General features: G+C 41.5%; 25 protein-coding genes. 18 read left to right on the forward strand and 7 right to left on the reverse strand.

The window, feature by feature from the left end; genetic code table 11:
* Positions 1–55 precede the first annotated feature (55 nt).
* From pgdA to B7717_RS06755, 7 genes are all read left to right on the forward strand, one after another.
* Positions 56–1447, forward strand: coding sequence for a peptidoglycan-N-acetylglucosamine deacetylase PgdA (gene pgdA / locus B7717_RS06720; protein WP_070535474.1), 1392 nt, complete (start codon positions 56–58; stop codon positions 1445–1447).
* 81 nt (positions 1448–1528) lie between these two features.
* Positions 1529–2371 (forward strand): aldo/keto reductase, encoded by an 843-nt coding sequence (locus tag B7717_RS06725; RefSeq protein ID WP_071851349.1) that lies wholly within the window; start codon positions 1529–1531, stop codon positions 2369–2371.
* 289 nt (positions 2372–2660) lie between these two features.
* Complete coding sequence (locus B7717_RS06730) at positions 2661–7172, forward strand: S8 family serine peptidase (RefSeq protein ID WP_084944429.1); 4512 nt, start codon at positions 2661–2663, stop codon at positions 7170–7172.
* A 316-nt stretch (positions 7173–7488) separates the two neighbouring features.
* Positions 7489–7860 carry a GFA family protein gene (locus B7717_RS06740; protein ID WP_084944430.1) on the forward strand — a complete coding sequence of 124 codons (372 nt, stop codon included), beginning with the start codon at positions 7489–7491 and terminating at the stop codon, positions 7858–7860.
* A gap of 381 nt (positions 7861–8241) precedes the next feature.
* Positions 8242–9159 (forward strand): glycine--tRNA ligase subunit alpha, encoded by a 918-nt coding sequence (gene glyQ / locus B7717_RS06745; protein WP_000038733.1) that lies wholly within the window; start codon positions 8242–8244, stop codon positions 9157–9159.
* A gap of 260 nt (positions 9160–9419) precedes the next feature.
* Positions 9420–11456, forward strand: a complete 2037-nt coding sequence (gene glyS, locus B7717_RS06750; RefSeq protein WP_084944431.1) for a glycine--tRNA ligase subunit beta — start codon at positions 9420–9422, stop codon at positions 11454–11456.
* Positions 11457–11497: 41 nt separating this feature from the next.
* Positions 11498–11755, forward strand: coding sequence for a DUF896 family protein (locus tag B7717_RS06755; RefSeq protein ID WP_000371290.1), 258 nt, complete (start codon positions 11498–11500; stop codon positions 11753–11755).
* An 82-nt stretch (positions 11756–11837) separates the two neighbouring features.
* On the opposite strand, the gene B7717_RS06760 is transcribed toward B7717_RS06755, so the two are convergent.
* The 3 genes from B7717_RS06760 to B7717_RS06770 are packed head-to-tail and all read right to left on the reverse strand — an operon-like array spanning position 11838 to position 14653.
* On the reverse strand, positions 11838–13082 hold the full coding sequence (locus B7717_RS06760) for an NAD(P)H-dependent oxidoreductase (RefSeq protein ID WP_042902502.1): 1245 nt from the start codon (positions 13080–13082) through the stop codon (positions 11838–11840).
* Between the two features lie 17 nt (positions 13083–13099).
* Complete coding sequence (locus B7717_RS06765; RefSeq protein WP_000915935.1) at positions 13100–13705, reverse strand: NADPH-dependent FMN reductase; 606 nt, start codon at positions 13703–13705, stop codon at positions 13100–13102.
* An 18-nt stretch (positions 13706–13723) separates the two neighbouring features.
* Positions 13724–14653, reverse strand: coding sequence for an FAD:protein FMN transferase (locus B7717_RS06770; RefSeq protein ID WP_084944699.1), 930 nt, complete (start codon positions 14651–14653; stop codon positions 13724–13726).
* 307 nt (positions 14654–14960) lie between these two features.
* Between B7717_RS06770 and nox the strand changes: the two genes are divergently transcribed.
* The 3 genes from nox (at position 14961) to pdxT (ending at position 17948) form a co-directional block, all read left to right on the forward strand.
* Entirely contained in the window at positions 14961–16340 is a 1380-nt protein-coding gene (gene nox / locus B7717_RS06775) for a H2O-forming NADH oxidase (protein ID WP_000036761.1), read from the forward strand.
* 150 nt (positions 16341–16490) lie between these two features.
* Positions 16491–17366, forward strand: a complete 876-nt coding sequence (gene pdxS / locus B7717_RS06780) for a pyridoxal 5'-phosphate synthase lyase subunit PdxS (RefSeq protein WP_042902500.1) — start codon at positions 16491–16493, stop codon at positions 17364–17366.
* Entirely contained in the window at positions 17367–17948 is a 582-nt protein-coding gene (gene pdxT, locus B7717_RS06785; protein WP_084944432.1) for a pyridoxal 5'-phosphate synthase glutaminase subunit PdxT, read from the forward strand. It abuts the gene before it with no gap.
* 20 nt (positions 17949–17968) lie between these two features.
* Here the strand turns inward: pdxT and trhA are convergent, their stop codons facing one another.
* Together trhA and B7717_RS06795 are read right to left on the reverse strand one after the other, a co-directional pair.
* A complete protein-coding gene (gene trhA / locus B7717_RS06790) occupies positions 17969–18616 on the reverse strand; it encodes a PAQR family membrane homeostasis protein TrhA (RefSeq protein WP_001097972.1) in 648 nt (215 codons plus the stop codon).
* Positions 18613–19059, reverse strand: coding sequence for a DUF1836 domain-containing protein (locus tag B7717_RS06795; RefSeq protein ID WP_084944433.1), 447 nt, complete (start codon positions 19057–19059; stop codon positions 18613–18615). The genes trhA and B7717_RS06795 overlap by 4 nt, the downstream gene beginning before the upstream one ends.
* A 134-nt stretch (positions 19060–19193) precedes the next feature.
* Here B7717_RS06795 and B7717_RS06800 point away from each other — a divergent pair, with 134 nt between their 5' ends.
* The 7 genes from B7717_RS06800 to trxB all read left to right on the forward strand — a co-directional run bounded on the left by B7717_RS06800 (position 19194) and on the right by trxB (position 23548).
* On the forward strand, positions 19194–19688 hold the full coding sequence (locus tag B7717_RS06800) for a GNAT family N-acetyltransferase (RefSeq protein WP_084944434.1): 495 nt from the start codon (positions 19194–19196) through the stop codon (positions 19686–19688).
* A complete protein-coding gene (locus B7717_RS06805; RefSeq protein ID WP_084944435.1) occupies positions 19685–20200 on the forward strand; it encodes a methylated-DNA--[protein]-cysteine S-methyltransferase in 516 nt (171 codons plus the stop codon). The genes B7717_RS06800 and B7717_RS06805 overlap by 4 nt, the downstream gene beginning before the upstream one ends.
* 12 nt (positions 20201–20212) lie before the next feature.
* Positions 20213–20569: an arsenate reductase family protein gene (locus tag B7717_RS06810; protein ID WP_084944436.1), complete on the forward strand. Its 357-nt coding sequence runs from the start codon at positions 20213–20215 to the stop codon at positions 20567–20569.
* 156 nt (positions 20570–20725) lie between these two features.
* Positions 20726–21526 carry an amino acid ABC transporter permease gene (locus tag B7717_RS06815; protein WP_000219166.1) on the forward strand — a complete coding sequence of 267 codons (801 nt, stop codon included), beginning with the start codon at positions 20726–20728 and terminating at the stop codon, positions 21524–21526.
* Positions 21526–22269 carry an amino acid ABC transporter ATP-binding protein gene (locus B7717_RS06820; protein ID WP_000590994.1) on the forward strand — a complete coding sequence of 248 codons (744 nt, stop codon included), beginning with the start codon at positions 21526–21528 and terminating at the stop codon, positions 22267–22269. The genes B7717_RS06815 and B7717_RS06820 overlap by 1 nt, the downstream gene beginning before the upstream one ends.
* A 77-nt stretch (positions 22270–22346) precedes the next feature.
* Complete coding sequence (locus tag B7717_RS06825) at positions 22347–22571, forward strand: DUF4059 family protein (protein ID WP_000924294.1); 225 nt, start codon at positions 22347–22349, stop codon at positions 22569–22571.
* Positions 22572–22636: 65 nt separating this feature from the next.
* Entirely contained in the window at positions 22637–23548 is a 912-nt protein-coding gene (gene trxB, locus B7717_RS06830) for a thioredoxin-disulfide reductase (RefSeq protein ID WP_000272342.1), read from the forward strand.
* Between the two features lie 36 nt (positions 23549–23584).
* Here trxB and rlmB read toward each other — a convergent pair whose 3' ends face one another.
* Both rlmB and def read right to left on the reverse strand, forming a co-directional pair.
* A complete protein-coding gene (gene rlmB / locus B7717_RS06835; RefSeq protein WP_084944437.1) occupies positions 23585–24313 on the reverse strand; it encodes a 23S rRNA (guanosine(2251)-2'-O)-methyltransferase RlmB in 729 nt (242 codons plus the stop codon).
* Between the two features lie 44 nt (positions 24314–24357).
* Entirely contained in the window at positions 24358–24969 is a 612-nt protein-coding gene (gene def, locus B7717_RS06840) for a peptide deformylase (RefSeq protein ID WP_001272958.1), read from the reverse strand.
* 156 nt (positions 24970–25125) lie between these two features.
* Between def and B7717_RS06845 the strand changes: the two genes are divergently transcribed.
* Entirely contained in the window at positions 25126–26445 is a 1320-nt protein-coding gene (locus B7717_RS06845) for a CapA family protein (protein ID WP_080978798.1), read from the forward strand.
* Positions 26446–26462 lie beyond the last annotated feature (17 nt).

Below are 26462 nucleotides of genomic sequence, written 5' to 3' on the forward strand. Positions count from 1 at the left end.
GACAGAATCCCTGTTTATCATTGAAATAATAGCCTCGATTTGATATGATGGAAATATGAAAAAAAATAGAGCGAAACGTGTTTCTCACGATAAAACGAGAAGGCTATTGCTTTCCCTTGTTGGAATCTTTGGAATTGCTACGATTCTATTAGGGAGTGCTATTGGTTATAAGCTACTACAAAAACAATCTTACGAACAAAAAATTGAAGCGCTGAAGAGCGAAAAGGATCAGCAATTCAACTCAGGTAGTCAGAAGGACCATTTTCGAAAAGGTCAAGCTGAGGTGATTGCCTACTATCCTCTACAAGGAGAGGAAGTCATTGCGTCTGTTAGAGAAAAAATCAACCAGGATATCAAAGAAAAGCTGGAAGATAAAGAGGACTTGGTCTTTTATTATACCGAGCAGTTGGATCCTGTCTTAAAGGGAGTTGTTGCTCGTAATATCAGCAAGCAAGTCTACGATTTGTCTGCATCAAAGGTTGAAGAAAAAGAAAAGACTTCCTTAGGGAAAATTTTCTTGACTGAAGATGGGAAAGATTTTGACCTCAGTAGACTTTTCAAAGATGCAAGCAAGGCTAAGGAACTCTTACTGACTCAAATCAAATCAACTCTAGAAGATAAGAAACTTGACCAGGAAAAAATTGATCAAGTTATAAAGAGCTTCACAGACCAAGAATTGACATCTTGGAGCTTTGATTATAAGGATAGTCAAATCATCCTTTATCCTGCTAATGCTGGAGAGACTGTTGAGGAAATTGCTTTACCAATATCCAGTTTCTTTGATGTCATTGAGTCTTCTTATCTATTAGAAAAGGATGCTGAACTTTACCAAACATACTTTGCTAAGAAAAATAAAAAAGTTGTAGCCTTGACCTTTGACGATGGCCCAAATCCAACTACAACCACGCAGGCTTTGGATACTTTAGCTAAATATGGTGTAAAAGCAACCTTCTTTGTACTTGGTAAAAACATTGCAGGTAATGAAAATCTTCTAAAACGAATGAAATCAGAAGGTCATGTTGTAGGAAACCACAGCTGGAGTCATCCCGTTCTTTCACAACTTTCGCTCGAAGATGCTAAAAAGCAAATCACTGATACAGAAGATTTGTTAACTCAAGTTTTAGGATCAAGCTCTAAACTGATGCGTCCACCTTATGGTGCTATCACTGATGATATTCGAAACGGTCTTGATTTAAGCTTCATCATGTGGGATGTGGATAGTTTGGACTGGAAGAGTAAAAACGAGACAGCCATTTTGACAGAGATACAGCGCCAGGTTCGCAATGGTTCTATCATCCTCATGCATGATATCCATGGTCCTTCAGTTAATTCCCTACCAAGTGTCATTGAGTATCTAAAGGGTGAAGGTTATACATTTGTGACCGTTCCTGAATTGCTCAATTCTCGCTTGAAAGCTCACGAGATCTATTACGATCGTGATCAATAATTGTTAAAATCTAAAGGAGCAAGTGTTCTGATAATCAGGATTTTGTTTCTTTAGATTTTCTTCACATAGAAAGGAAAAACGATGAAATCTTACACACTTAATAATGGAGTTTCAATTCCTGTACTAGGATTTGGAACATGGAAAGCTGAAAATGGAGAAGTAGCCTACCAAGCCGTTTTAGAAGCCTTAAAGGCTGGTTATCGTCATATCGATACTGCAGCTATCTATAAAAATGAGGAGAGCGTTGGCCGTGCTATTCGAGATAGCGGTCTACCAAGACAAGAAATTTTTGTAACGACCAAACTCTGGAATACCAATCACAGCTATGATGAAGCACGCCAAGCATTTGAAGAATCAATGGAAAAACTGGGATTGGACTATCTAGATTTGTACCTTATCCATTGGCCAAATCCAAAACCACTAAGAGAAAATGAGGCATGGAAAACTCGCAATGCTGAAGTTTGGAGAGCGATGGAGGACTTTTACCAAGAAGGCAAAATCCGTGCTATCGGCGTTAGTAATTTCCTTCCCAAGCATTTGGATGCCTTGCTTGAAATAGCAAGAGTCATTCCAGCGGTCAATCAGGTACGCTTGGCACCAGGAGTTTATCAGGAGGAAGTGGTTGACTACTGTAGAGAGAAAGGAATTCTCTTAGAGGCTTGGGGACCATTTGGGCAAGGGGAGCTGTTTGAACAGAAAGAAGTCCAAGAAATTGCTACTAAGCATGGGAAATCAGTGGCTCAAATTGCCTTGGCTTGGAGTTTGGCAGAAGGATTTTTACCTCTACCTAAGTCGGTGACAGCCTCTCGCATCCAGAGCAATCTTGACTGTTTTGGAATTGAACTCAGCAATGACGAGCGAGAAGTTTTAAAGACAATTTCAGTGACTTCGGGCGCACCACGTGTGGATGAGATGGATTTTTAGTTTGTAAAATCTATTTATACCGAAATAACAAAGACTAGGAATTTTAAATCCTAGTCTTTTTGTGTATAAAAAATCTAAATTGTTTGTATAATAAAATAATTTTATGGATTGAAATATAGGAACGAATTTAGAAAATATTGGTTTGATGGAGCGAATAACACGAATAATAAAGTTAAACAAGTGAAATATATACGTAAATATTACATTTTTGTGACAATTCAGATTTTTATGAAAAATTCTGATTATTTGCGTTATAATAGGTATACTTTAAAGAAAAAGGAGATTATTTATGAATAGACGACAACGTTTTTCATTACGGAAATACAAATTTGGTCTTGCTTCAGTTTTATTGGGAACTGCTTTGGTTTTTGGAGCAAGTCAAGTCAGTGCCAATGAGCAGAGTACAGGTGAAAATCAAGCTCAAACTCAGGAAATTAAGACAGAGCTAAAAGACGATAAACACTCAAACTCTTCAACTGACCAAACCAATACTAATGGGATAGCACCAGTAGTTGGAGAGAAACAAGAAGCTGAAACTTCTAAAGAGGATGCTAGTAAACAAGATGCTAAGGTAGATGCTCCGGTTGATAAAACTGCTGAAGCCCAAGAATCAGGAAAAGATAGCGCAGTTGCAAAAGAAGTAGACCAAGGTGTCGTCCAAAAAGAAACAACAGTCGCTACCAGTCCAGCGCCTGCTACTGAGAAGGCTTCTACAATAGAGAAAAAAGAGACTCAAGCAACGACAGCTCCTAAAACTACTGGAGAAACAGCAACTACAGAAAAAGAACAAGAAAAAACTGAGTCTGCAAAACCAAATAGTCTTTCAAGCAATGATATCATCACAGTACCGAAAACTTGGAAGGCTGGTTACAAGGGGACAGGGACCGTTGTTGCCATTATTGACTCAGGGCTTGATTTGAATCATGAGGTTCTTCGAATTTCGGATCCGTCAAAAGCAAAATTTAAAAACAAGGAAGCCATCGAAGCAGCTAAAAAGGCTGCTGGAATCGACTACGGTAAATGGTATAGCGATAAGGTTGTCTATGCCTATGACTACTTTGACGGAACAGATAAGATCAAAGAAGCAGAAAGAACTTCTCATGGGATGCACGTAACAGGGATTGCAGCTGGAAACCCTGATAAAGAAGCACCGAATGGTGAAAAGGTCTATGGTGTTGCACCAGAAGCCCAAGTTATGTTTATGCGTGTCTTTTCAGATCGCCAAAAGACGACCAGTTCTGCTCTTTATGTAAAGGCGATTGATGACGCAGTTGCCTTAGGAGCAGATGCCATTAATATGAGTTTGGGATCTAGCACTGGTTCTATGGTCGATGCTGGTTCTGATATTGTGGATGCCATCAAACGGGCTCGTGCCAAGGGAGTTTCTGTTCTTATCTCAGCAGGAAATAGTAATACATTCGGAAATGGTTATTCAAAACCACTAGCTGAAAACCCAGACTATGGCTTGGTTGGAAATCCATCCACTGTTGAGGATTCGATTTCAGTTGCTTCTGTCAACAATAAAACATTGACAACAGCCGTTTTTGAAGTTAAAGGTCTAGAGGGAAATGCCGGCCTTCATAACGGAAAATTTGATTATAATCAACCTGAAGCAGATAAGGACTTTGAAAAAGGAAAAGAGTACGAATACGTCGAAGCAGGCTTAGGTCGTGAAGAAGACTTTGCGAAGTTGGATTTAACTGGGAAACTTGCCCTCATTCAGCGTGGAGCCATGAACTTTTCAGAGAAGATCAAAAATGCACGAAAACACGGTGCAGTTGGTGCTTTGATCTACAATAATGTAGAAGGTGCAAATATCAATATGGCTATTGATGATGAAGCAAAGAAAATTCCTTCTGTATTTATTTCTAAACAGTATGGTGAAGCCTTAAAATCAGGAAACTACAAGATTGTTTTTAATGACAAGATGGATAATCGCCCTTCTGATGTAGCCAATCAGCTATCTGACTTTTCAAGTTGGGGAGTGACTACCGATGGACAATTGAAACCGGACGTGACAGCTCCTGGCGGCAATATCTATTCATCCTTTAATGACAATACCTATGGTAGTATCAGCGGAACCAGTATGGCGGCTCCTCACGTTACGGGTGTTGCAGTTCTGGTTAAGGAATACCTTCAAAAACACCATCCAGAATTGACTCCTGAGCAAGTATCAGAGACTGTCAAGGCATTGATCATGTCAACTGCAAAACCACATGTTAATAAGGACACAGGCACTTATACCTCTCCTCGTCAGCAAGGTTCTGGTATTGTGGATACAGCTGCTGCAGTGTCAACAGACCTCTATGTAACGGGTGAAAATGGTTATCCAAGCGTGACTTTAGGAAATGTTGGAGATCAATTTACTTTCAAGGTCACTGTACACAATATTTCAGATACTGACCGCACTCTCAAGATGGTAGTGAATACCAATACAGACGAGGTCCAAGATGGAAAATTCACCCTTCGACCTCGAAAACTAACGGAGACAGTCTGGCCTGAAGTGACAGTCAAAGCCCACAGCAGTCAAACAGTCACTGTTAAAGTAGATGCTCGAAAATTTGCTGCTGAACTCAGCAAACAAATGCCAAATGGCTATTTCCTTGAAGGTTTTGTTCGATTTGTAGATCCAGCAGATGATGGGGATGTTGTGAGTCTTGCATTTATGGGCTTCCGAGGAGAATTCCAAAATCTCCCTGCTGTCGAAAAACCAATTTACAACCTTGTCCGAGAAGGGAAAAATGGATTTTACACGGAAGTAGACAAGGAAAATCCTGCCGTTAACTACTCTAATGATGCTACCTATCTCGCAACCTTGCAAAATGACCTTCTAGTGTCTAAAGGTCAACGCCAAGGACGCCGAATTACCGTTCTTGGGATTGAACAAAATGCTGAAGGCAAGCATGTTCTTCAGTTGGACGAAAAAGGGAATGTCCGTATTGCCATTTCTCCAAATGATGATGGAAACAAAGACCTAGTTGAATACAAAACGGTTGCTTTGAGAAATCTTGTAAATCTTCGGGCTACAGTTTATGCGGCTACGGATACCAAGCATGAACATCCTATTTGGGAGGGCGATGCAAAGGATCTTCGTAAGAATTATTTTGATGGTGACAGTAGAAATCTGAAGAGTTATATTCTAGATAATACTGCTTGGAGAGGCCAAGATTTTGATGGCAATACCGTTGCAGATGGTTTATATGACTATGTTATTAGTTATACACCAGACGTTCCAGGAGCTAAAGAACAATACACGACCTTTAAAATTCAGATTGATACTCAAAAACCTGTCATCACAAGTGGTTATATTCGCTTTAAAGATGGAAATCAAGAATTCGTAGCTCGAAAACCAAAAGATGTGGGTCAAGGTGGTATCCTTTCAGAAAAAGTCTTCTATATCACACCATTTGACCAGAAAGGGACCATGGTTTTAACTGGGAAAGACCAGTCTGGAACTCGTGCGCTTGAGAACACCCTTCTGATTAAGGCCAATGCTGACGGTAGTTATACACTTCCTAAGAATGTTGACAAGGCTAATATTTACTATCTTGTAGAGGATTATGCAGGAAATGTAGACTATATCTCACTTGCCGAACTTGTCCGCGATCAAAATAGTGGTCGAGTGAAAATTGCCTTGAAGGATGCAAAAACAAAACAAGATATTGATACCCTCTACGTCTATCGAATCAAAAATAGCAAGGGACAATATGTCGATGTCGACAAGACAAAAGCGATTCATTTCTTACAATTTGGTCATTATACAGCAGAAATTTTCAGTTATGACCGAACAGAATTGAAATTTATCAGTGCCTTGTCCCAAGAGTTTGACTTGACGGAAGAAAATAGTTTCCAAACCATTACCTTCCTAGCAAATCTCCTAGAATATGCACCAGTGTCTGTTTCCTTCAACCAAGCAGTTCCAAAGACGACTACAGTGGTTCTGAAAGGAGAAGATGGGACAAGTATCACTCTTCCTGCTGAAAAATACGGTCAATACGCCTTTGGTAAGAAAGTTGCTACAGGTCGTTATACTGTACAAGTCACCTTGCCAACTGGATATGAACTCCTTGAAGATCTCGTTTCCTTGCTCGTTCAGCCAGGTCGAAATAATGCTTTGCGTCTATCTGTTGTGTCTAAGTTGGCCTTGATTGCTGCGGTAAATCAACAAAAAGAACTGGTAGAAACGTCTCGTTACTTTAATAGTAGTGCAGATAAGAGAAAAGCTTATGACCGAGCTTTCCAAGTGGCACAGTCAGCCTTGTCAAGCAAATTAAAGCAAGAATTGATTGATGGCGTTCTCGCTAGTCTTGAGGCTGCTGGTAAAGCTTTGGATGGAAAAGATTCGAACGTTACAGCCTTGAAAGAAGCTATGAAAGCTTACTACGCAACGACTAAAACTGGACGATATGCGAATGCCAAGGAAAAAGTACGTCGAGCTTATGATCGTGCCTTCCAAGAAATTGCCTTACTGGCTGTAGATCCTAAAGTCAAACAGGATCAAATTGACCAATCTCTCATTGCCCTAGCAACAGCTAAAAGCAAACTAAATGGCAAGGCAACAGACTTCTCTAGTCTAAAGAAACTGGTCAAGGATGAACGCCTTTTCCAAGAAAAAAACGCGAGATTTATCTATGCGGACAAGAAAGAAAAAGCAGCTTATCTTTTAACTTTTAAAGAGGCACAGGAACTCCTTAAAGATCCAGGAGCGAGCCAAGAAGATGTCAAAGATGCCATTACAGCATTGAAACAAGCCAAGAGAAATCTACATGGCAAAAAACCAAAAGCGAAAAGACATCCTTAAATAGGACTTTCTGAAGCTTTACTAATAAATGAGTCTGGAACTTTGTTTTCAGACTCATTTTTGGTTTACACTAGCTAGAAAATCTGCTATAATACTAGCTAGGAAAGAAAGTCTTATGGCGTTCTTCAGCGAGCTTGGGGTAGTGGGAGCCAAGTAGAACAAGGTAAGAAACTGGCGCTTTCTGTCGTATTTTTAAAAACAATGAAGTAATAAATTAGGGTGGAACCGCGTTTCTGACGCCCCTAGTCGCAAGGCTTGGGTGTTGAAATTCGGTTCTTTTTGAATTTCGTCTAATACCTAAGTAGAAAGGAGCATAATGCTTAAAGGATCTTGTTTATGCAAAGCAGTGACCTACACTTTAGATGAGGAATTGTCGGAATTAGTTTTTTGCCACTGCTCATTCTGTCGGAAAGCAACTGCGTCTGCCTATACAGTGAATGCCAAAGTTAGCAGTAAAAACCTAGTATTGCATGGAAAAGAACAGTTGGTTACCTATAGTTCATCTCCAGGAAAACAACGCTATTACTGTCAGAACTGTCATAGTCAAATTTTCACCGCTCAAGAAAATATACCAGAAGTCTGTGCTTTGAAATTAGGTATAATAGACGAATGCGATCAGAATTTACAAACTATTCCCAAACGTCATATTTTTCAGGACCCAGCTTTTTCTTGGTTGCTTGATGAATAAATCTAAAAAGATAATATAAATTAAAGGAGTATTCAATGTCTAAGAAATTAACATTTCACTGCGTCAGTGGCAGAGACCTCCTTACAGTCGGGCTGCCCCACGCTCAGCACTAGAGTGCCTGAGCTAGACGCAGCACTAACTTGTCTTGCCTCGTATGATCGACAAGGCAGACTCGTGTCGCAAGTAATTTATAAAAAAGGAGTAAACAATGTCTAAGAAATTAACATTTCACTGCGTCAGTGGCAGAGACCTCCTTACAGTCGGATTGCCCCACGCTCAGCACTAGAGTGCTGAGCTAGACGCAGTACTAACTTGTCTTGCCTCGTATAATCGACGAGGCAGACTCGTGTCGCAAGTATTTTATAGAAAAAGGAGTAAATAATGTCTAAAAAATTGACTTTCCAGGAAATCATCCTTACTTTACAACAATTTTGGAATGACCAAGGTTGTATGCTTATGCAGGCTTATGATAATGAAAAAGGTGCGGGGACAATGAGTCCTTACACTTTCCTTCGTGCTATCGGACCTGAGCCATGGAATGCGGCTTATGTAGAGCCATCACGTCGTCCTGCTGACGGTCGTTACGGGGAAAATCCTAACCGTCTCTACCAACACCACCAATTCCAAGTGGTCATGAAGCCTTCTCCATCAAATATCCAGGAACTTTACCTTGAATCTTTGGAAAAATTGGGTATCAATCCTTTGGAACACGATATTCGCTTCGTTGAAGATAACTGGGAAAATCCATCGACTGGTTCAGCTGGTCTTGGATGGGAAGTTTGGCTTGATGGCATGGAAATCACCCAGTTCACATATTTCCAACAAGTCGGTGGATTAGCAACTGGCCCTGTGACTGCGGAAGTTACCTATGGTTTGGAGCGCTTGGCTTCTTACATCCAAGAAGTAGACTCTGTTTATGATATCGAGTGGGCAGATGGTGTAAAATATGGAGAAATCTTTATCCAGCCTGAGTACGAGCATTCAAAATATTCATTTGAAATTTCGGACCAAGAAATGTTGCTTGAAAACTTTGATAAGTTTGAAAAGGAAGCTGGTCGTGCCTTGGAAGAAGGCTTGGTTCACCCTGCCTATGACTATGTTCTCAAATGTTCACACACCTTTAATCTGCTTGATGCGCGTGGTGCCGTTTCCGTAACGGAGCGTGCAGGCTATATCGCCCGTATCCGTAACCTGGCCCGTGTCGTAGCCAAAACATTTGTCGCAGAACGTAAACGCCTAGGCTACCCACTTCTGGATGAAGCAACACGAGCTAAACTCCTAGCAGAAGACGCAGAATAGTAAGTAATACTGTGCTCTAAAATCGTTAAAGACAAGTCGAAGACTTGCTAGAGGGATATGCACCGCCGTACTGTTATGTGGGGATTTTTGAAACCTTGGGTTCAAAAATCAGTCAGCTAAATCCACTGTGATGAGACTGTTGGAAATCGTAGTTTATTTGGTGTAAGATTTCCTTGCAGACTCACAAAAGTTAGTTAGCGACGTCCCCAGTACCTAAGGTGCATATCAAAAAAGATTGAAGAAAATGTAAAGGAAAAAACATGACAAAAAACTTATTAGTAGAACTCGGTCTTGAAGAGTTACCAGCCTATGTGGTAACTCCAAGTGAAAAACAACTAGGTGAAAAAATGGCAGCCTTCCTCAAAGAAAATCGTCTTTCCTTTGAAGCCATTCAAACTTTCTCAACACCACGTCGTTTGGCTGTTCGTGTGACTGGACTTGCAGACAAACAGTCTGATTTGACAGAAGATTTCAAGGGTCCAGCAAAGAAAATCGCCTTGGATAGTGATGGAAACTTCACCAAAGCAGCTCAAGGATTTGTCCGTGGAAAAGGCTTGACAGTTGAAGATATTGAATTCCGTGAAATCAAAGGTGAAGAATATGTCTATGTTACCAAGGAAGAAGTGGGGCAACCAGTTGAAGCCATTGTTCCAGGTGTAGTAGACGTCTTGAAGTCACTGACTTTCCCTGTCAGCATGCACTGGGCTAACAACACTTTTGAATACATCCGCCCTGTACACACTTTAACTGTTCTTTTAGATGAAGAAGAGTTTGATTTGGATTTCCTTGATATCAAGGGCGATCGTGTGAGTCGCGGTCATCGTTTCTTGGGACAAGAAACTAAGATTCAGTCAGCATTGAGCTATGAAGAAGACCTTCGTAAACAATTTGTAATTGCGGATCCTCGTGAACGTGAGCAAATGATTGTTGACCAAATCAAGGCAATCGAAGCTGAACATGGTGTACGTATCGAAATTGATGCTGACTTACTGAACGAAGTCTTGAACTTGGTTGAATACCCAACTGCCTTTATGGGAAGTTTTGATGCCAAATACCTTGAGGTTCCAGAAGAAGTCTTGGTGACTTCGATGAAGGAACACCAACGCTACTTTGTTGTTCGTGATAAAGACGGTAAACTCTTACCAAACTTTATTTCTGTTCGTAACGGAAATGCAGAGCATTTGGAAAATGTCATCAAGGGAAATGAAAAAGTCTTGGTAGCCCGCTTGGAGGACGGAGAATTCTTCTGGCGTGAAGACCAAAAATTGATCATTTCTGACCTTGTTGAAAAATTAAACAACGTCACTTTCCATGAAAAGATTGGTTCTCTTCGTGAACATATGATTCGTACGGGGCAGATTGCCATTCTCTTGGCAGAAAAAGCTGGTTTGTCAGTGGATGAAACGGTTGATCTAGCTCGTGCAGCAGCCATTTACAAGTTTGACTTGTTGACGGGTATGGTTGGTGAATTTGACGAACTCCAAGGTATTATGGGTGAAAAATATGCCCTTCTTGCTGGTGAAACTCCAGCAGTGGCAGCTGCTATTCGTGAACACTACATGCCTACATCAGCCGAAGGCGAACTTCCAGAGAGCAAGGTTGGAGCCATTCTAGCCATTGCAGACAAATTGGATACGATTTTGAGTTTCTTCTCAGTAGGCTTGATTCCATCAGGTTCTAATGACCCTTATGCCCTTCGTCGTGCGACCCAAGGTGTGGTTCGTATCTTGGATGCTTTTGGTTGGCACATTGCTATGGATGAGCTAATTGATAGCCTTTACAGTTTGAAATTTGACAGCTTGACTTATGAAAATAAGGCAGAGGTTATGGACTTTATCAAGGCTCGTGTTGATAAGATGATGGGTTCAACTCCAAAAGACATTAAGGAAGCAGTCCTTGCAAGTTCAAACTTTGTTGTGGCAGATATGTTAGAAGCAGCAAGTGCTCTTGTCGAAGCAAGCAAGAAAGAAGATTTCAAATCGTCTGTCGAATCCCTCTCACGTGCCTTTAACTTGGTAGAAAAAGCCGAAGGAACTGATACTGTTGATCCTGCTCTCTTTGAGAATGAAGAAGAGAAAGCCTTGGCAGAAGCTGTAGAATCTCTTGTTTTGTCGGGGCCTGCAAGTCAGCAATTAGAACAACTCTTTGCGCTTAGTCCAGTTATTGATGCTTTCTTTGAAAATACCATGGTAATGGCTGAAGACCAAGCTGTCCGACAAAATCGCTTGGCTATCTTGTCGCAACTAACCAAGAAAGCAGCTAAGCTCGCACGTTTTAACCAAATCAATACTAAATAAACTCAGTCAAACGGACTGTATCTTATCACAAAGGAGAAGAAATGGATCCGAAAAAAATCGCTCGTATCAACGAGCTTGCCAAAAAGAAAAAAACAGAAGGCTTAACTTCTGCTGAAAAAGTAGAACAAGCTAAACTTCGTGAGGAGTACATCGAAGGCTATCGTCGTTCTGTTCGTCACCACATTGAAGGAATTAAAATTGTGGACGAGGAAGGAAATGATGTCACACCAGAAAAACTACGCCAAGTACAACGTGAAAAAGGTTTGCACGGCCGTAGTATAGATGATCCTAACTCGTAAAATGAAAGGGGGTGTAGATGATTTACATTCCCCTTTTCTGTTGTAATAAAAAAGAAGGAGCCAAATGGCTCCTTTTGGTTTCTTAGTTGCTTGCGCCAGATGTAGCGTCAGCGTCACCACCGTGGCCTCCAGCATCCCCTGAATCAGAAGCGCCAGAAGTAGCATCGGTGTCTCCATGACCTCCAGCTGCAGGAGCAAATGGTCCGCTACCACCCACCAAACGTTGACCAGTCTCTTTTAGGTACCAGTCAAGCCATGGTTGGAAGTTAAAGACGATTTCATTGATACCAGCGTATGATCCATCAGGATAGTACATTGCTTGGTAGTTGTGGGTGTTGATGACACCTGCAGGAGAACCTGGAACAATCGTACGAACGTATTCTTGGTTTCCGTTGCGAAGTGTTCCGATAACCCACTCTACGTTCTTCATACGTGCTGGTGGGAGGGATCCATGAACAGTCGACATACGGCTACCTGATTGAGGTGGTACACGTTTAGCAAACATGGTGTCTGGATCTTGGTGAGCGTTGTTGTAGTAGAGGAATTGGTTGTTGTCGTCAGCGTATGTCAATTCAAATGGCATAGCTTTCAAGAACATATCGATTTGGTTAACTGTCAGGATACCGTGGTCCAATTTGACATAAGTATCACCAGAAACAGCACCAGTGATTGCTGCAACTTTTTCTACCCATTCTGGATCGTCAGGGTCAACTTCTGTAATGGTTGTAGCAATTGGTTTTCCACAATCCAAGTCTTCTGGTTCGATTGGTTTTGGTTTTTTCAATTTCGAAACGACTCCTACGTATTTTACAAAGTTATCTAAGCAAGTTTCAAGGAATTTAACAGTTCCTTCGTTGGTGATGTTTCCATTGTTATCAAAAGCTTCTTTAGCTTTACCAAGAAGGAATTCGTTACCTGGAAGCGTGTAGGCATTGACACCTGGAGCGTCAAGGATTTTACGAAGGTGAACTTGGGCACGTGATGTTCCTTGGTCATAGTATGATGCACCCACAATCATAACAGGCTTGTTTTCAAATGGATGAACTTCGTATGAAAGCCATTCAAGTACAGATTTGAGTGAAGCTGAGATAGTGTGGTTGTGCTCAGGAGTTGCGATAATGACACCATCAGCACGTGTAATCTTGTTATACAAGAAGCGCAATTGGAAGCTTTCGTCCCATTTTTCGTCTTGGTTAAACATTGGAACTTCGTCGATTTCAAGGACTTCTAATTCAAATTTGAATTTGAAATTGCGACGGATAAATTCCAAGAGTTTGCGGTTATATGATTGATCGTAGTTTGATCCAACAAGTCCAACAAATTTCATTCTTTCGGTCTCCTATCTTACAAATTTTCCCAGTCAAATTCTTCTGCATCTTTGCGAAGCAATTCTTGTGCATTGCGCAATTTTTCAGTAATCTTCACAAAGATACGGAAGTCATCAAAGATGGCATCCAATTTCTTGATGACATCAAGGTCAACCAAGTCACCACTTGGGTTAAATGCTTGAAGAGAGTGTGAGAGCAAGAATTCATCTGGAAGAACATTTGCCTTGATTTCAGGAGCATTCAAGATTTGACGAAGTTGCAATTGAGCACGAGATGAACCAAGTGTACCGTAAGAAGCACCAGTGATCATGATTGGTTTGTTCAAAAGTGGGTAGATACCGTAAGATAGCCAAGCAAGAGCGCTCATCAAAACTGCAGGGATAGAGTGGTCGTACTCAGGAGTACCGATAATCACACCATCAGCTTCTTCAATTTTAGCTGCAATCTCAAGAATTTCAGCTGGAAGTTGCTTATCTGCTGGTTTGTTGAAAACAGGGATATCCTTGATTTCAACGAGTTCAATTTCAGCTTTATCAGCAAAGTGTTTTTGCATGTATTGGAGCAATTGGCGGTTTGTAGAACGTTTAGAGTTCGTTCCAACAATGGCAATAAGTTTTAGCATGAGATTTCCTTTCTCTTTTTACATAATACAATTTTGAAGGCCTGAAGAACATGCAAGGCGTCCCTCTTTGTCGATGAGAATGGCTTCGATACCATCTATACTTTCGACTTGCCAGAGGATAGAAGCGCTTCGTTCTCCGAAAAGGCGCGTTGTCCATATCTCACCATCAACAGATTTATCAGAGATAATCGTTAGGCTAGCGAGATCGGTTTCGACAGGAAATCCTGTCTCACTATCAAAGATATGGTGATAGTCTTTTCCATCTACTGTCAGGTGGCGTTCATAGATACCTGAAGTGACAACGGATTTGTTAGAAGCAGGAATGGTTAGGAGATGATTGCCACGAGGATTTCGCGGATCTTGAATACCAATCTGCCAGGCTTTCCCTTCTTTGGCTTGGTTATTCCCGATGGTGAGGATATTTCCTCCGAGATTGATCAGGGCAGAGGTGACACCGTGTTCTTTCAAATACTGGGCAACCTTATCTGCACTATAGCCCTTAGCTAAACAACCTAAATCAAGCTTCATTCCTTTCTTCTCTAAAAAGACAGTAGAGCTAGCCGGATCCAACTTGATAAAATGCGGGTCAACTAGAGGCAAGACAGCTTCGATTTCTTTAGAGTCTGGAAGCCGTGCATCTGCAAATCCAATTCGCCAGGTTTGAATCAAGGGGCCAATGCCGATGTTTAGATGGCTAGACGGAGCTAGGCTATGCTCCAGTCCAAGAGCAATCAGTTCAAATAGGTCAGGATGAACCTTAACAGGTGCGATTCCAGCCTGGTAGTTGATTTCCATCAGTTCGGATTCTTGACTATTGGCGTTGAAGCGGTATTCGAGCTCCTTGAGTAAATCAAAGGCTCCTTGAAGTAGGCAATCAGCCTGTTCATCTACTAATGAAATCGTGATCGTTGTTCCCATTAGCCGTTCAGAACGTGAATGAAGAGGCAAGCTACCAGCTCCTTTCTCTTTATAGGAAATCATTCAATATAAGGTCGTTAAAGAAAAATTAAACCCCTTACATTTTCTTTCCATGTATCTAGCATATCATAAAGTCAGCGTTTTCACAAATGAATTTTGACAAAAAGTCAAGAAATATGCTCAAAATTAATATGAAAACGATAGAAAAATAAGGTTTGTTAATATTAAGTGTATTTTTTTCTGAAAAAAAGAGAATTCTGAGCAAATACCTTGTAAACGCTAACAGTAAATGATATACTAGAAAGGTAAATCAAAAATTAAAGGTAGGAATTTTTCTATGAGTAAAATCGTTGTAGTTGGTGCTAACCACGCTGGTACAGCTTGTATTAATACCATGTTGGACAACTTCGGACATGAGAACGAAATCGTAGTATTTGACCAAAACTCAAATATTTCATTCCTTGGTTGTGGAATGGCGCTTTGGATCGGGGAACAAATTGATGGCCCAGAAGGTCTCTTCTACTCTGATAAAGAAAAGTTGGAAGCAAAAGGTGCTAAAGTTTACATGAACTCACCAGTTCTTTCAATTGACTACGATAACAAAGTTGTGACTGCAGAAGTTGAAGGTAAAGAACACAAAGAGTCTTATGACAAATTGATCTTTGCAACTGGTTCAACTCCAATCTTGCCTCCAATCGAAGGTGTTGAAATCGTTAAGGGCAACCGCGAATTCAAAGCAACTCTTGAAAATGTACAATTTGTTAAATTGTACCAAAACGCTGAAGAAGTTATTGAAAAACTTGAAGACAAGAGCAAACACCTTGAGCGCATTGCCGTTGTTGGTGGTGGTTACATCGGTGTAGAACTTGCCGAAGCTTTCGAGCGTCTTGGAAAAGAAGTGGTGCTTGTCGATATCGTAGACACAGTCTTGAACGGCTACTATGATAAAGATTTCACACAAATGATGGCGAAGAACTTGGAAGACCACAACATCCGCTTGGCTCTTGGTCAAACAGTTAAAGCCATCCAAGGTGATGGTAAAGTTGAACGCTTGGTAACAGACAAAGAAACATTTGATGTAGATATGGTGGTTCTTGCTGTTGGCTTCCGTCCAAACACAGCTCTTGCTGACGGTAAGATTGAACTCTTCCGTAACGGTGCTTTCCTTGTAGATAAGAAACAAGAAACATCTATCCCAGGTGTATACGCTGTTGGTGACTGTGCAACTGTTTATGACAATGCTCGTAAAGATACAAGCTACATCGCTCTTGCATCTAATGCTGTACGTACTGGTATCGTTGGTGCTTATAACGCTTGTGGTCATGAATTGGAAGGAATCGGTGTACAAGGATCAAACGGTATCTCTATCTACGGTCTTCACATGGTTTCGACTGGTTTGACTCTTGAAAAAGCCAAAGCTGCAGGCTATAATGCAACTGAAACAGGCTTTAACGATCTTCAAAAACCAGAATTTATCAAACATGACAACCACGAAGTTGCCATCAAGATTGTCTTTGACAAAGACAGCCGCGAAATTCTTGGCGCTCAAATGGTTTCACATGATGCTGCTATCAGTATGGGAATTCACATGTTCTCACTTGCTATCCAAGAGCATGTAACAATCGATAAATTGGCCTTGACAGACCTATTCTTCTTGCCACATTTCAACAAACCATACAATTACATCACAATGGCTGCACTTACAGCTGAAAAATAAAAATTGACGAGCTATCTGGCCTTAGGTTAAGGTCAGATAGTTTTTTACATTACTGTACCCAGACAATCATCCTTTTTCTATCTTGTACTTCATTCTAATCTGGCTTAAAATGAAATAGTAGCTACCAATACAAATGATGAGGATTAAGAAATGACTGAAAATCGTTATGAACTAAATAAAAACTTGGCTCAGATGCTCAAAGGTGGGGTTATCATGGACGTTCAGAACCCTGAACAGGCTCGTATCGCAGAGGCTGCTGGTGCGGCAGCTGTTATGGCCTTGGAGCGGATTCCAGCTGATATTCGTGCAGCCGGTGGGGTTTCCCGCATGAGCGATCCAAAGATGATTAAGGAAATCCAAGAAGCGGTCAGCATTCCAGTGATGGCCAAGGTCAGAATCGGGCATTTTGTTGAAGCTCAGATTTTAGAGGCTATTGAGATTGACTATATCGATGAGAGTGAAGTGCTGTCTCCAGCTGATGACCGTTTCCATGTGGACAAGAAAGAATTCCAAGTTCCTTTTGTCTGTGGAGCTAAGGATTTGGGTGAAGCCTTGCGTCGTATCGCTGAGGGAGCTTCCATGATTCGTACAAAAGGAGAACCAGGGACAGGAGATATCGTTCAAGCGGTTCGCCATATGCGCATGATGAATCAAGAAATTCGCCGCATTCAAAATCTTCGCGAGGACGAGCTCTATGTTGCAGCCAAGGACTTGCAAGTCCCTGTTGAATTGGTTCAGTATGTCCATGAACATGGGAAATTGCCGGTTGTAAACTTTGCAGCTGGAGGCGTTGCAACGCCAGCAGATGCGGCCTTGATGATGCAACTGGGGGCAGAAGGTGTTTTTGTTGGGTCAGGTATTTTCAAGTCAGGAGATCCTGTTAAACGGGCGAGTGCCATTGTCAAAGCTGTGACCAATTACAAAAACCCACAGATTCTAGCACAAATTTCAGAAGATCTAGGGGAAGCCATGGTTGGTATCAATGAGAATGAAATTCAAATTCTTATGGCAGAGCGAGGAAAATAGATGAAAATCGGAATATTAGCCTTGCAAGGCGCCTTTGAAGAGCATGCAAAAGTGCTAGAGAAACTAGGAGTCGCTAGTGTTGAAATCAGAAATTTAGATGATTTTCAACAACATCAGAGTGACTTGTCCGGTTTGATTTTACCTGGAGGTGAGTCTACGACAATGGGCAAACTCTTGCGTGACCAAGACATGCTGATTCCAATCCGAGAAGCTATTTTATCTGGCCTTCCAGTTTTTGGTACTTGCGCGGGCTTGATTTTGCTGGCTAAGGAAATCACTTCTCAGGAAGAGAGTCATTTAGGAACTATGGATATAGTGGCTCAGCGCAATGCCTATGGTCGCCAACTGGGAAGTTTCTATACTGAGGCAGAATGTAAAGGAGTTGGTAAGATTCCGATGACCTTTATCCGTGGACCGATTATCAGTAGTGTTGGAGAGGGTGTAGAAATTCTAGCAACAGTTGATAATCAAATCGTTGCTGCGCAAGAAAAAAATATGCTGGTAACTTCTTTTCATCCAGAATTGACAGATGATGTTGGCTTGCACCAGTACTTTATCAATATGTGTAAAGAAAAAAGTTGAGAAAATGATTCTCAACTTTTTTACATGTAATAAACAATCGCGATATATTGGAGTGCAGATGCTGCTAGGATAAAGAGATGCCAAATCATGTGGAAATAAGGTTTTTTCTTAGCGTAAAATCCAGCTCCAACTGTATAACAGAGTCCGCCAGTTACCATGAGACTCCAGAAAATTGGTGTTGTTTGACTGATAATGGCAGGAATGATAGCCAGAACCAACCAGCCCATGATCAGGTAAAGGGCAAGGCTGAATTTCTCATTGACCTTTTTAGCAAAGATTTTATAAAGGATGCCAAAGATGGTCGTTCCCCACTGAATGGCAATAATTAGATAGCCAAACCAGTTATTCATCAAAGTCAATACGACCGGCGTATAAGAGCCAGCGATAGCCACATAAATCATAGAATGATCGATGATTCGCAAGACGTATTTGTGGGTCGAACCATAGGCCATAGAGTGGTAAATGGTTGACGAGAGGAACATGAGAAAGAGACTGATAACAAAGATAGAAACACCAAAAGATGATAAAAACCCATGTGCTTCATAACTATAGGTGGATGAAATAGGGAGTAGGATGAGCATGATAACGGCACCCACAGCATGGGTCACGCTATTAGCAATTTCCTCTCCAAAACTGAGTTTTTTACTGAGTTTTAGACTGGTATTCATTGGATTTCCTCCTTTTCTTTGATAAGGATTAAGTCTAGAGTTTGATGATAGAGTTTAACCGTTTGACAGCTGGTTTGGATAATAGGATTTTCTGGATTAATCCCATGGTTCATGTAGTCCACAAAAGCGTCGTAGAGCTTATCTGAGCTCGCTTGAGTTTGCAGAGTATTGAGGGTCTGAGCGATTTCTTGGATTGAAAAGACAGACTTGAGAGTAGTAATAGCAATTAAACGGGCAATCTGTTTGCGTTGGTATTTTTTCTTGTCTGGCTTTGTCAGATAACCATGTTTGACATAGTTATTGACCATGGATGCTGTTAGCCCCTTGTCCTTATCTGGAGAGATAGGGGCACAGACTTGATTGACATAAAGTAAAACCTGATCCAGATAGAGGTCAATGTTTGGAATGTCTTCCCATTTTGGGTAGGAAAAGTTAGAATTCATTTCCAACTCCTTTTTATCTAGTTTTGATAACTAGATTATAAAATAATAAAAAACAAAAGTCAAGTTTCAACTGCTTGTAGAAAGCTTTAAATTATGCTATGATGAGAGAAACTAGTTAGAAATGAGGGGAAAAGATGGAGATTCGTTTAGCTTTTCCAAACGAAGTAGATGCGATTATGCAGGTGATGGAGGATGCCAAAAAGTGTTTAGCCAAGTCTGGTAGTGACCAGTGGCAAAATGGCTATCCAAATGCAGATATCGTTATTGATGATATCATCTCAGGTCAAGCTTATGTGGCCTTGGAAGATGGAGAACTGTTAGCCTATGCTGCAGTGACCAAGAGCCCAGAGGAAGCCTATGAAGCCATTTATGAAGGAAGTTGGCAGGGGGAAGAATCAGAATATCTGGTCTTTCACCGTATCGCTGTGGCAACAGATGTTCAAGGACAAGGAGTTGCTCAGACTTTCCTAGAAGGCTTGATTGAAGGTTTTGATTATCTAGATTTTCGTTCAGATACGCATGCACAAAACAAGGCCATGCAGCATATCTTTGAAAAGCTAGGCTTCCAAAAGGTTGGTAATGTTCCAGTTGATGGAGAACGTTTGGCCTATCAGAAATTAAAAAAATGAAGCAGAATAAGTACGCAAAAATGCTCTACCCGTCGCCAATTGGAACCTTATCCTTAGTTGCTGACGAGCAATATCTGTATGGAATTTGGGTACAGGACCAAACTCATTTTGAGAGGGGAATAGGGGATGAAACGATAGAAGAAGTTGCTAGCCATCCTGTATTGGAGCAAGTTATTTCCTATTTAGATACCTATTTCGAAGGCAGTGTTCAGGATCTATCTGACTTACCTTTAGCTCCTATTGGAACAGATTTTGAAACGCGAGTCTGGGCATACTTACAGGCCATTCCTTATGGTCAGACAGTAACTTACGGACAAATAGCGCAAGACCTGCAAGTGGCTTCTGCCCAAGCGATTGGCGGAGCAGTGGGGCGCAATCCTTGGTCCATCCTCGTACCCTGTCATCGTGTGCTGGGATCAGGCAATCGCTTGACAGGCTATGCATCTGGAGTTGAAAAGAAAGCCTGGCTCTTGCAACATGAAGGGGCAGCATTTCAAGAAAATAAAAAATAGAAAGAAAAGAAGATGTTAGAATTTATCGAATACCCAAAATGTTCAACTTGTAAGAAAGCAAAAAATGAATTGGATCAACTTGGACTGGAATACCAAGCTGTCCACATCGTAGAAGAAACACCAAGTGAAGACGTGATTTTGAACTGGTTGGAAACTTCCGGTTTTGAAGTGAAACAATTTTTCAATACCAGCGGGATCAAATACCGTGAACTGGGCCTAAAAGATAAGGTGGGAAGTTTGTCAAAAAAAGAAGCAGCCAAGCTTCTAGCGAGTGATGGTATGTTATTGAAACGTCCAATTTTGGTGGAGAATGGTGCTGTTAAACAAATCGGCTATAGAAAACCCTATGAGGACTTAGGTTTGAGATAGTTTTTATTTATCTCCTTGATAGGTAAAATATATAGCCTCCCTGTTTTAAAGTATGATAAACTAGAAGATAGACGAAGTCTGAGCAGCCCGTAGCAAATAATTTGCTTGCGAGCAGAAGTATGATAGAATGAATCATTATCAGGAGAGGATGTTTTTATGACTGTTACAACATTTTTAGCATCAGATTGGTACCAAAGTTTGATGCAACTCATTCCGGATGGTAAGCTCTTTAGTTTGCGTTCGGTCTTTGATGGAATTCCAAGGATTGTCCAACAACTGCCTACAACCTTGATGTTGACGCTTGGAGGTGCACTCTTTGGTTTGCTACTTGCCCTAATTTTTGCCATTGTTAAGATCAATCGTGTTAAGATTTTATATCCCTTGCAGGCCTTTTTCGTCAGCTTCTTAAAAGGTACCCCAATCCTAGTTCAACTTATGTTGACCTACTACGGAATTCCTTTAGCACTGAAAGCTATCAACCAACAATGGGGAACTGGTCTCAATATCAATGCGATTCCAGCAGCGCTTTTTGCGATTGTGGCCTTTGCTTTTAATGAGGCGGCTTATGCAAGTGAAACGATTCGTGCGGCCATCCTTTCTGTTAATCCCGGTGAAATTGAGGCGGCACGCAGTTTGGGTATGACGCGAGCGCAAGTTTATCGTCGCGTGATTATTCCAAATGCGGCGGTAGTTGCGACTCCAACCTTGATTAATTCCCTCATCGGTTTGACCAAGGGGACTTCTCTAGCCTTTAGCGCAGGTGTTGTGGAGGTCTTTGCCCAAGCTCAGATTTTAGGTGGAGCTGATTATCGCTATTTTGAGCGCTTTATCTCTGTTGCCCTTGTTTATTGGGTGGTCAATATTGGAATTGAAAGCCTCGGCCGTTTCATCGAGAGAAAAATGGCTATCTCAGCACCGGATACAGTGTCTACAGATGTGAAAGGAGACCTTCGTTAATGATTAAGATTTCGAATTTAAGCAAATCCTTTTCAGGACAGACAGTCTTGAATCATCTGAACTTGGATATCCAAAAAGGTGAGGTAGTGGCTTTGATTGGTTCATCTGGAGCTGGGAAATCAACCTTTCTTCGAAGTTTAAACTATCTTGAAACTCCAGATAGTGGAACGATTCAGATTGACAATTTTAAAGTTGATTTTTCTAAGATTAGCCAAGAAGAGATCCTAACCCTTCGTCGCAAGTTGTCTATGGTTTTCCAACAGTTTAATTTGTTTGAACGCCGAACAGCTCTTGACAATGTCAAGGAAGGTTTGGTTGTCGTTAAGAAATTATCGGACGAGGAAGCAACAAAAATCGCCAAGGAAGAGTTGGCCAAGGTTGGTCTTTCTGACCGTGAAAACCATTATCCTCGCCACTTATCAGGTGGACAAAAGCAACGAGTTGCCCTCGCGCGTGCGCTTGCTATGAAACCAGATGTCTTGCTCTTGGACGAGCCCACTTCAGCCCTTGACCCAGAATTGGTCGGTGAGGTAGAGAAGTCTATTGCAGATGCTGCCAAGTCAGGTCAGACCATGATTTTGGTCAGTCACGATATGTCTTTTGTAGCCCAAGTGGCAGACAAGGTTTTATTCCTAGATAAAGGGAAAATCATCGAGTCTGGCACACCGGATGAAATCATCAATCATCCGAAAGAAGAACGAACAAAAGAATTCTTCGCTAGTTACAAACGGACTTATATTTGATATAATAGAAAAAGGAAAACTCAGTTAGTTGGACTAGCTGAGTTTACTCTTTAAAAAAGATAGAAACGAGAGAGATCATGCTACTGCATCTATTTTCTTTGTATTTCGAGAGTTTGATCTTAACGACCATCCTTGTCGTGATTTTTCTGGGGATTTGGATCGGATTGAGAGCCATGTCTGGTGTGGACAAGACAGCCAAAGCTCGCCAAGCTCATCTCTATGATATGATTATGATTGGAGTTTTGGTCGTTCCGGTATTATCCTTTGCCGTCATGAGTTTGCTCTTGGTTTTCAAGGCATAATCCTTGCGTGACTAGCAAGAATGAGTTAGAATAAAGATAGTTACAACAAGAAAGAAGGAATAGAAATGTACGATACGATTATTGTCGGTGCTGGACCTGCGGGAATGACCGCTGCCTTATATGCTGCTCGAAGCAATCTGAAAGTGGCTTTGATTGAAGGTGGTCTGCCAGGAGGGCAAATGAATAACACATCTGATATTGAAAACTATCCAGGTTATGCTAATATCAGTGGACCTGAATTGGCTGAAAAGATGTTTGAACCACTTGAAAACCTTGGAGTGGAGCATCTTTATGGCTATGTTGAAAACATTGAAGACAAGGGTGACTTTAAGAAGGTAATCACTGATGATCAAGTTTACGAAACCCGTACTGTCATTGTAGCAACTGGTTCTAAACACCGTCTTTTGGGAGTTACCGGAGAAGAAGAACTGAACAGTCGAGGTGTTTCTTACTGTGCGGTCTGTGATGGAGCTTTCTTCCGTGATCAAGACTTGCTCGTAGTTGGTGGTGGAGATTCAGCGGTAGAAGAAGCTCTCTTCTTGACTCGCTTTGCCAAGTCCGTCACTATTGTTCACCGTCGAGATGAACTTCGTGCCCAAAAGGTTTTGCAAGACCGTGCTTTTGCAAATGAGAAAGTCAACTTTATCTGGGATTCTGTTGTCAAGGAAATCAAAGGTGAAAACCGAGTAGAATCTGTCGTATTTGAAAATGTAAAAACGGGTCAAGTGACAGAGCAAGCCTTCGGTGGTGTCTTTATCTATGTCGGTTTGGATCCTGTTAGCGATTTTGTTAAAGAGTTGAATATTCAAGACCAGGCAGGCTGGATTGTGACAGATAATCACATGAAAACTGCCGTTGACGGTATCTTTGCAGTTGGAGATGTTCGCCAGAAAGACCTTCGCCAAGTAACAACAGCAGTTGGAGATGGGGCTATCGCTGGTCAAGAAGCCTATAAATTTATCACAGAACATAGTTAAGAAAAAAGTTTCCAATCAAGTGATTGGAAACTTTTTTTATAGTCTGTTTCGGAAAACTTCGTACATGAGAATGGCTGCAGCAACACTGGCATTGAGGCTTTGAACATGCCCATTCATGGGAATGGTAATCATCTCATCGACCTGTTTTTTGATATTGCTGGAGATGCCTTTTCCTTCATTTCCGATGATGAGGGCGATTTTCCCTTTTGTATTCCACTTGTGGCAAGGAGTACCGTTCATATCCGTTCCAAAGGTCCAGAAGCCTTCAGCCTTGAGTTTGTCTAGGGTTTGACTGAGGTTGGTAACTCGCGCAATCGGTACATGCTCAATAGCACCTGTGGCCGTTTTGGCAACGACAGGAGTCACTCCGACAGCACGGTGCTTGGGAATGATGACACCTGAAACATTGGTCGCATCAGCTGTTCGCAAGATTGAACCCAGATTATGAGGGTCAGTTAGACCATCCAGAATTAACAGAAGTGGATTTTCTTCTTGTTGTGTTTTGGCAAGGATGTGATCCAGCTCGCTATAGGCAAATTCGGATACTCGTAGAACAAAACCTTGGTGGACAGCGCCTTCGGTCATCTCAGACAGGGATTTTTTTGAGATCCAAGAGATGGAGACCTTTTTCTCAGCAGCCAGTTCCTTGACTTTCTCAACATTCTTACCTCGGAGATCATCTTGGAGGTAGAGTTTATTTCCAGTGTTTGCAAGGAGGGCTTCTGTAACGGCGTGGACGCCATAGACAATATCATTTGTTTTCATGCCTCTATTATAACACAAAACCCCGTCTTGCAACGGGATTTTCTTTATTCCAGAATCAGTAAACCATCTTTAACAGCAAATGGATCTTTTTCATTGATACGATCGTAAAACATGATTCCGTTTAGATGATCAATTTCATGTTGGACAACGATAGAGTTGTAACCTTTGAGCTTGATACGGTGTTTTTCGCCGTCCTTGTCAAAGTAATCAACAGTGACGCGGGCATGGCGAATAACATAGCCAGGTACGTTTCGGTCAACAGAAAGGCAACCTTCTCCTTCGCCAAGAGCAGCATCTTGAACAGAGTGAGAGACGATTTTTGGATTGTACATAACAGCTTGCAAGTCGTAGGCTTCCTGTGGAGTTTCACCTTCTTCCACAATATTGGGAACTAAAACAGCGATAATGCGTTTTGAGATATCCAGCTGGGGAGCGGCCAATCCAACTCCACCGCGGAGCCCCATCTTTTCAGCCATAACAGGATCTTGAGAATGTTTGAGGAATTGCATCATCTTTTCGCCAAGGATGATTTCCTGGTCAGACAGTGGGAAAGTGACTTCCTCAGCAACTGCGCGAAGAGTTGGATTCCCCTCGCGGATAATATCGTTCATATCAATTAAGTGAGCAGCTTTTGTAATACGTTCTATTGCAGACATTTTCTCTCCTTTCATTACCTCTACATGATAACACAAAATAGGCGAGAAAGAAAGTCGCAGAAGTTCCTAAAAAATAATATAATAAACGGTATTCCTCTTTTGTCTGTGGTATAATAAAAGAAAAGACTTGCACCAAAAAGCAAGGGGGGAATAAAGATGGAAAAGCGACAAGATAGACGGTCTCAGGACTCTCTTTATGGGGTGTGGAGAACTAGTGTGGATTTCTTTCGGAATTATAAATCCTGGACCAATGCCCAGTTTATTATTGTGTTATTGCTTGCAGTTGCCTTATCCATGGGGGGAAACTTATTAGTTCGAGCAGTACAAGGTAGTAAGGGAACGAGTCCTAGTAATCAAACTCTTGATTCTGCAAGTACTTCCAGTCAATCCAAGGAAAATCAGTCTGGTGAAACGACGGCACGTATCATGGCAAATGGTGACCTTCTCTACCATATCCCCATCTACCGAACAGCTCTTAAAGAAGATGGAACCTATGATTTCCATGAAAATTTTGAGTATGTAAAACCTTGGCTCAAGCAAGCTGATTTAGTAATTGGTGACTTTGAAGGAACGGTGAACAAGGACCACTATTTGGCAGGTTATCCTCTCTTTAATGCACCAGGGGAAGTCATGGATGCAATCAAGGATGCAGGCTACCAAGTTCTAGACTTGGCTCATAATCACATTTTGGATTCTCAAATTGAGGGAGTGGTTTCAACAGCTCAAGCTATTGAAAAGGCAGGAATGACACCCATCGGAGTCTACACACATGAATCCCGTGACCAAGCCCCTATAGTCATCAAGGAAGTCAATGGTATCAAGGTAGCTCTCCTGGCCTATTCCTACGGTTTTAATGGCATTGAGCAGTATATCTCTCAAGAGGACTATAATCGCTATCTTTCTGATTTGAATGAAGATAAGATGAAGGCAGAAATCGAGCGTGCTGAGAAGGAGGCGGATATTACTGTCATCATGCCTCAGATGGGAATTGAGTACCAGCTAGAACCAACGGAAGAACAGAAAACACTGTACCACAAGATGATTGACTGGGGAGCTGATATTATCTTTGGAGGGCATCCTCACGTCGTTGAACCTGCTGAAACAGTTGAAAAAGATGGTGACAAAAAACTGATCATCTACTCCATGGGAAATTTCCTCTCAAACCAGCGCATTGAAACCATGCAAGATGAGGAAAATGCCAAGTGGACGGAGCGCGGTGTTCTCATGGATGTGACCATTAAGAAAAAAGATGGCAAGACTAGGATTGAAACGGCCAAAGCGCATCCTACTTGGGTCAATCGAACACCCAAAGGGACTTACTCTCCAGAAGGTTATCCGCTCTTCCTCTATCAGACCTATATCCTAGAGGACTTCATCGAGGGAGGCAGTCACCGTGACAAGTTGGACGAGGCGACCAAGGAACGAATTGACACGGCCTATAAAGAAATGAATGAACATGTAGGGTTGAAGTGGTAGGTACTCGCCCTAAAGGA

The organism is Streptococcus oralis subsp. oralis, from assembly GCF_002096495.1.
Taxonomy (GTDB): domain Bacteria; phylum Bacillota; class Bacilli; order Lactobacillales; family Streptococcaceae; genus Streptococcus; species Streptococcus oralis_CU.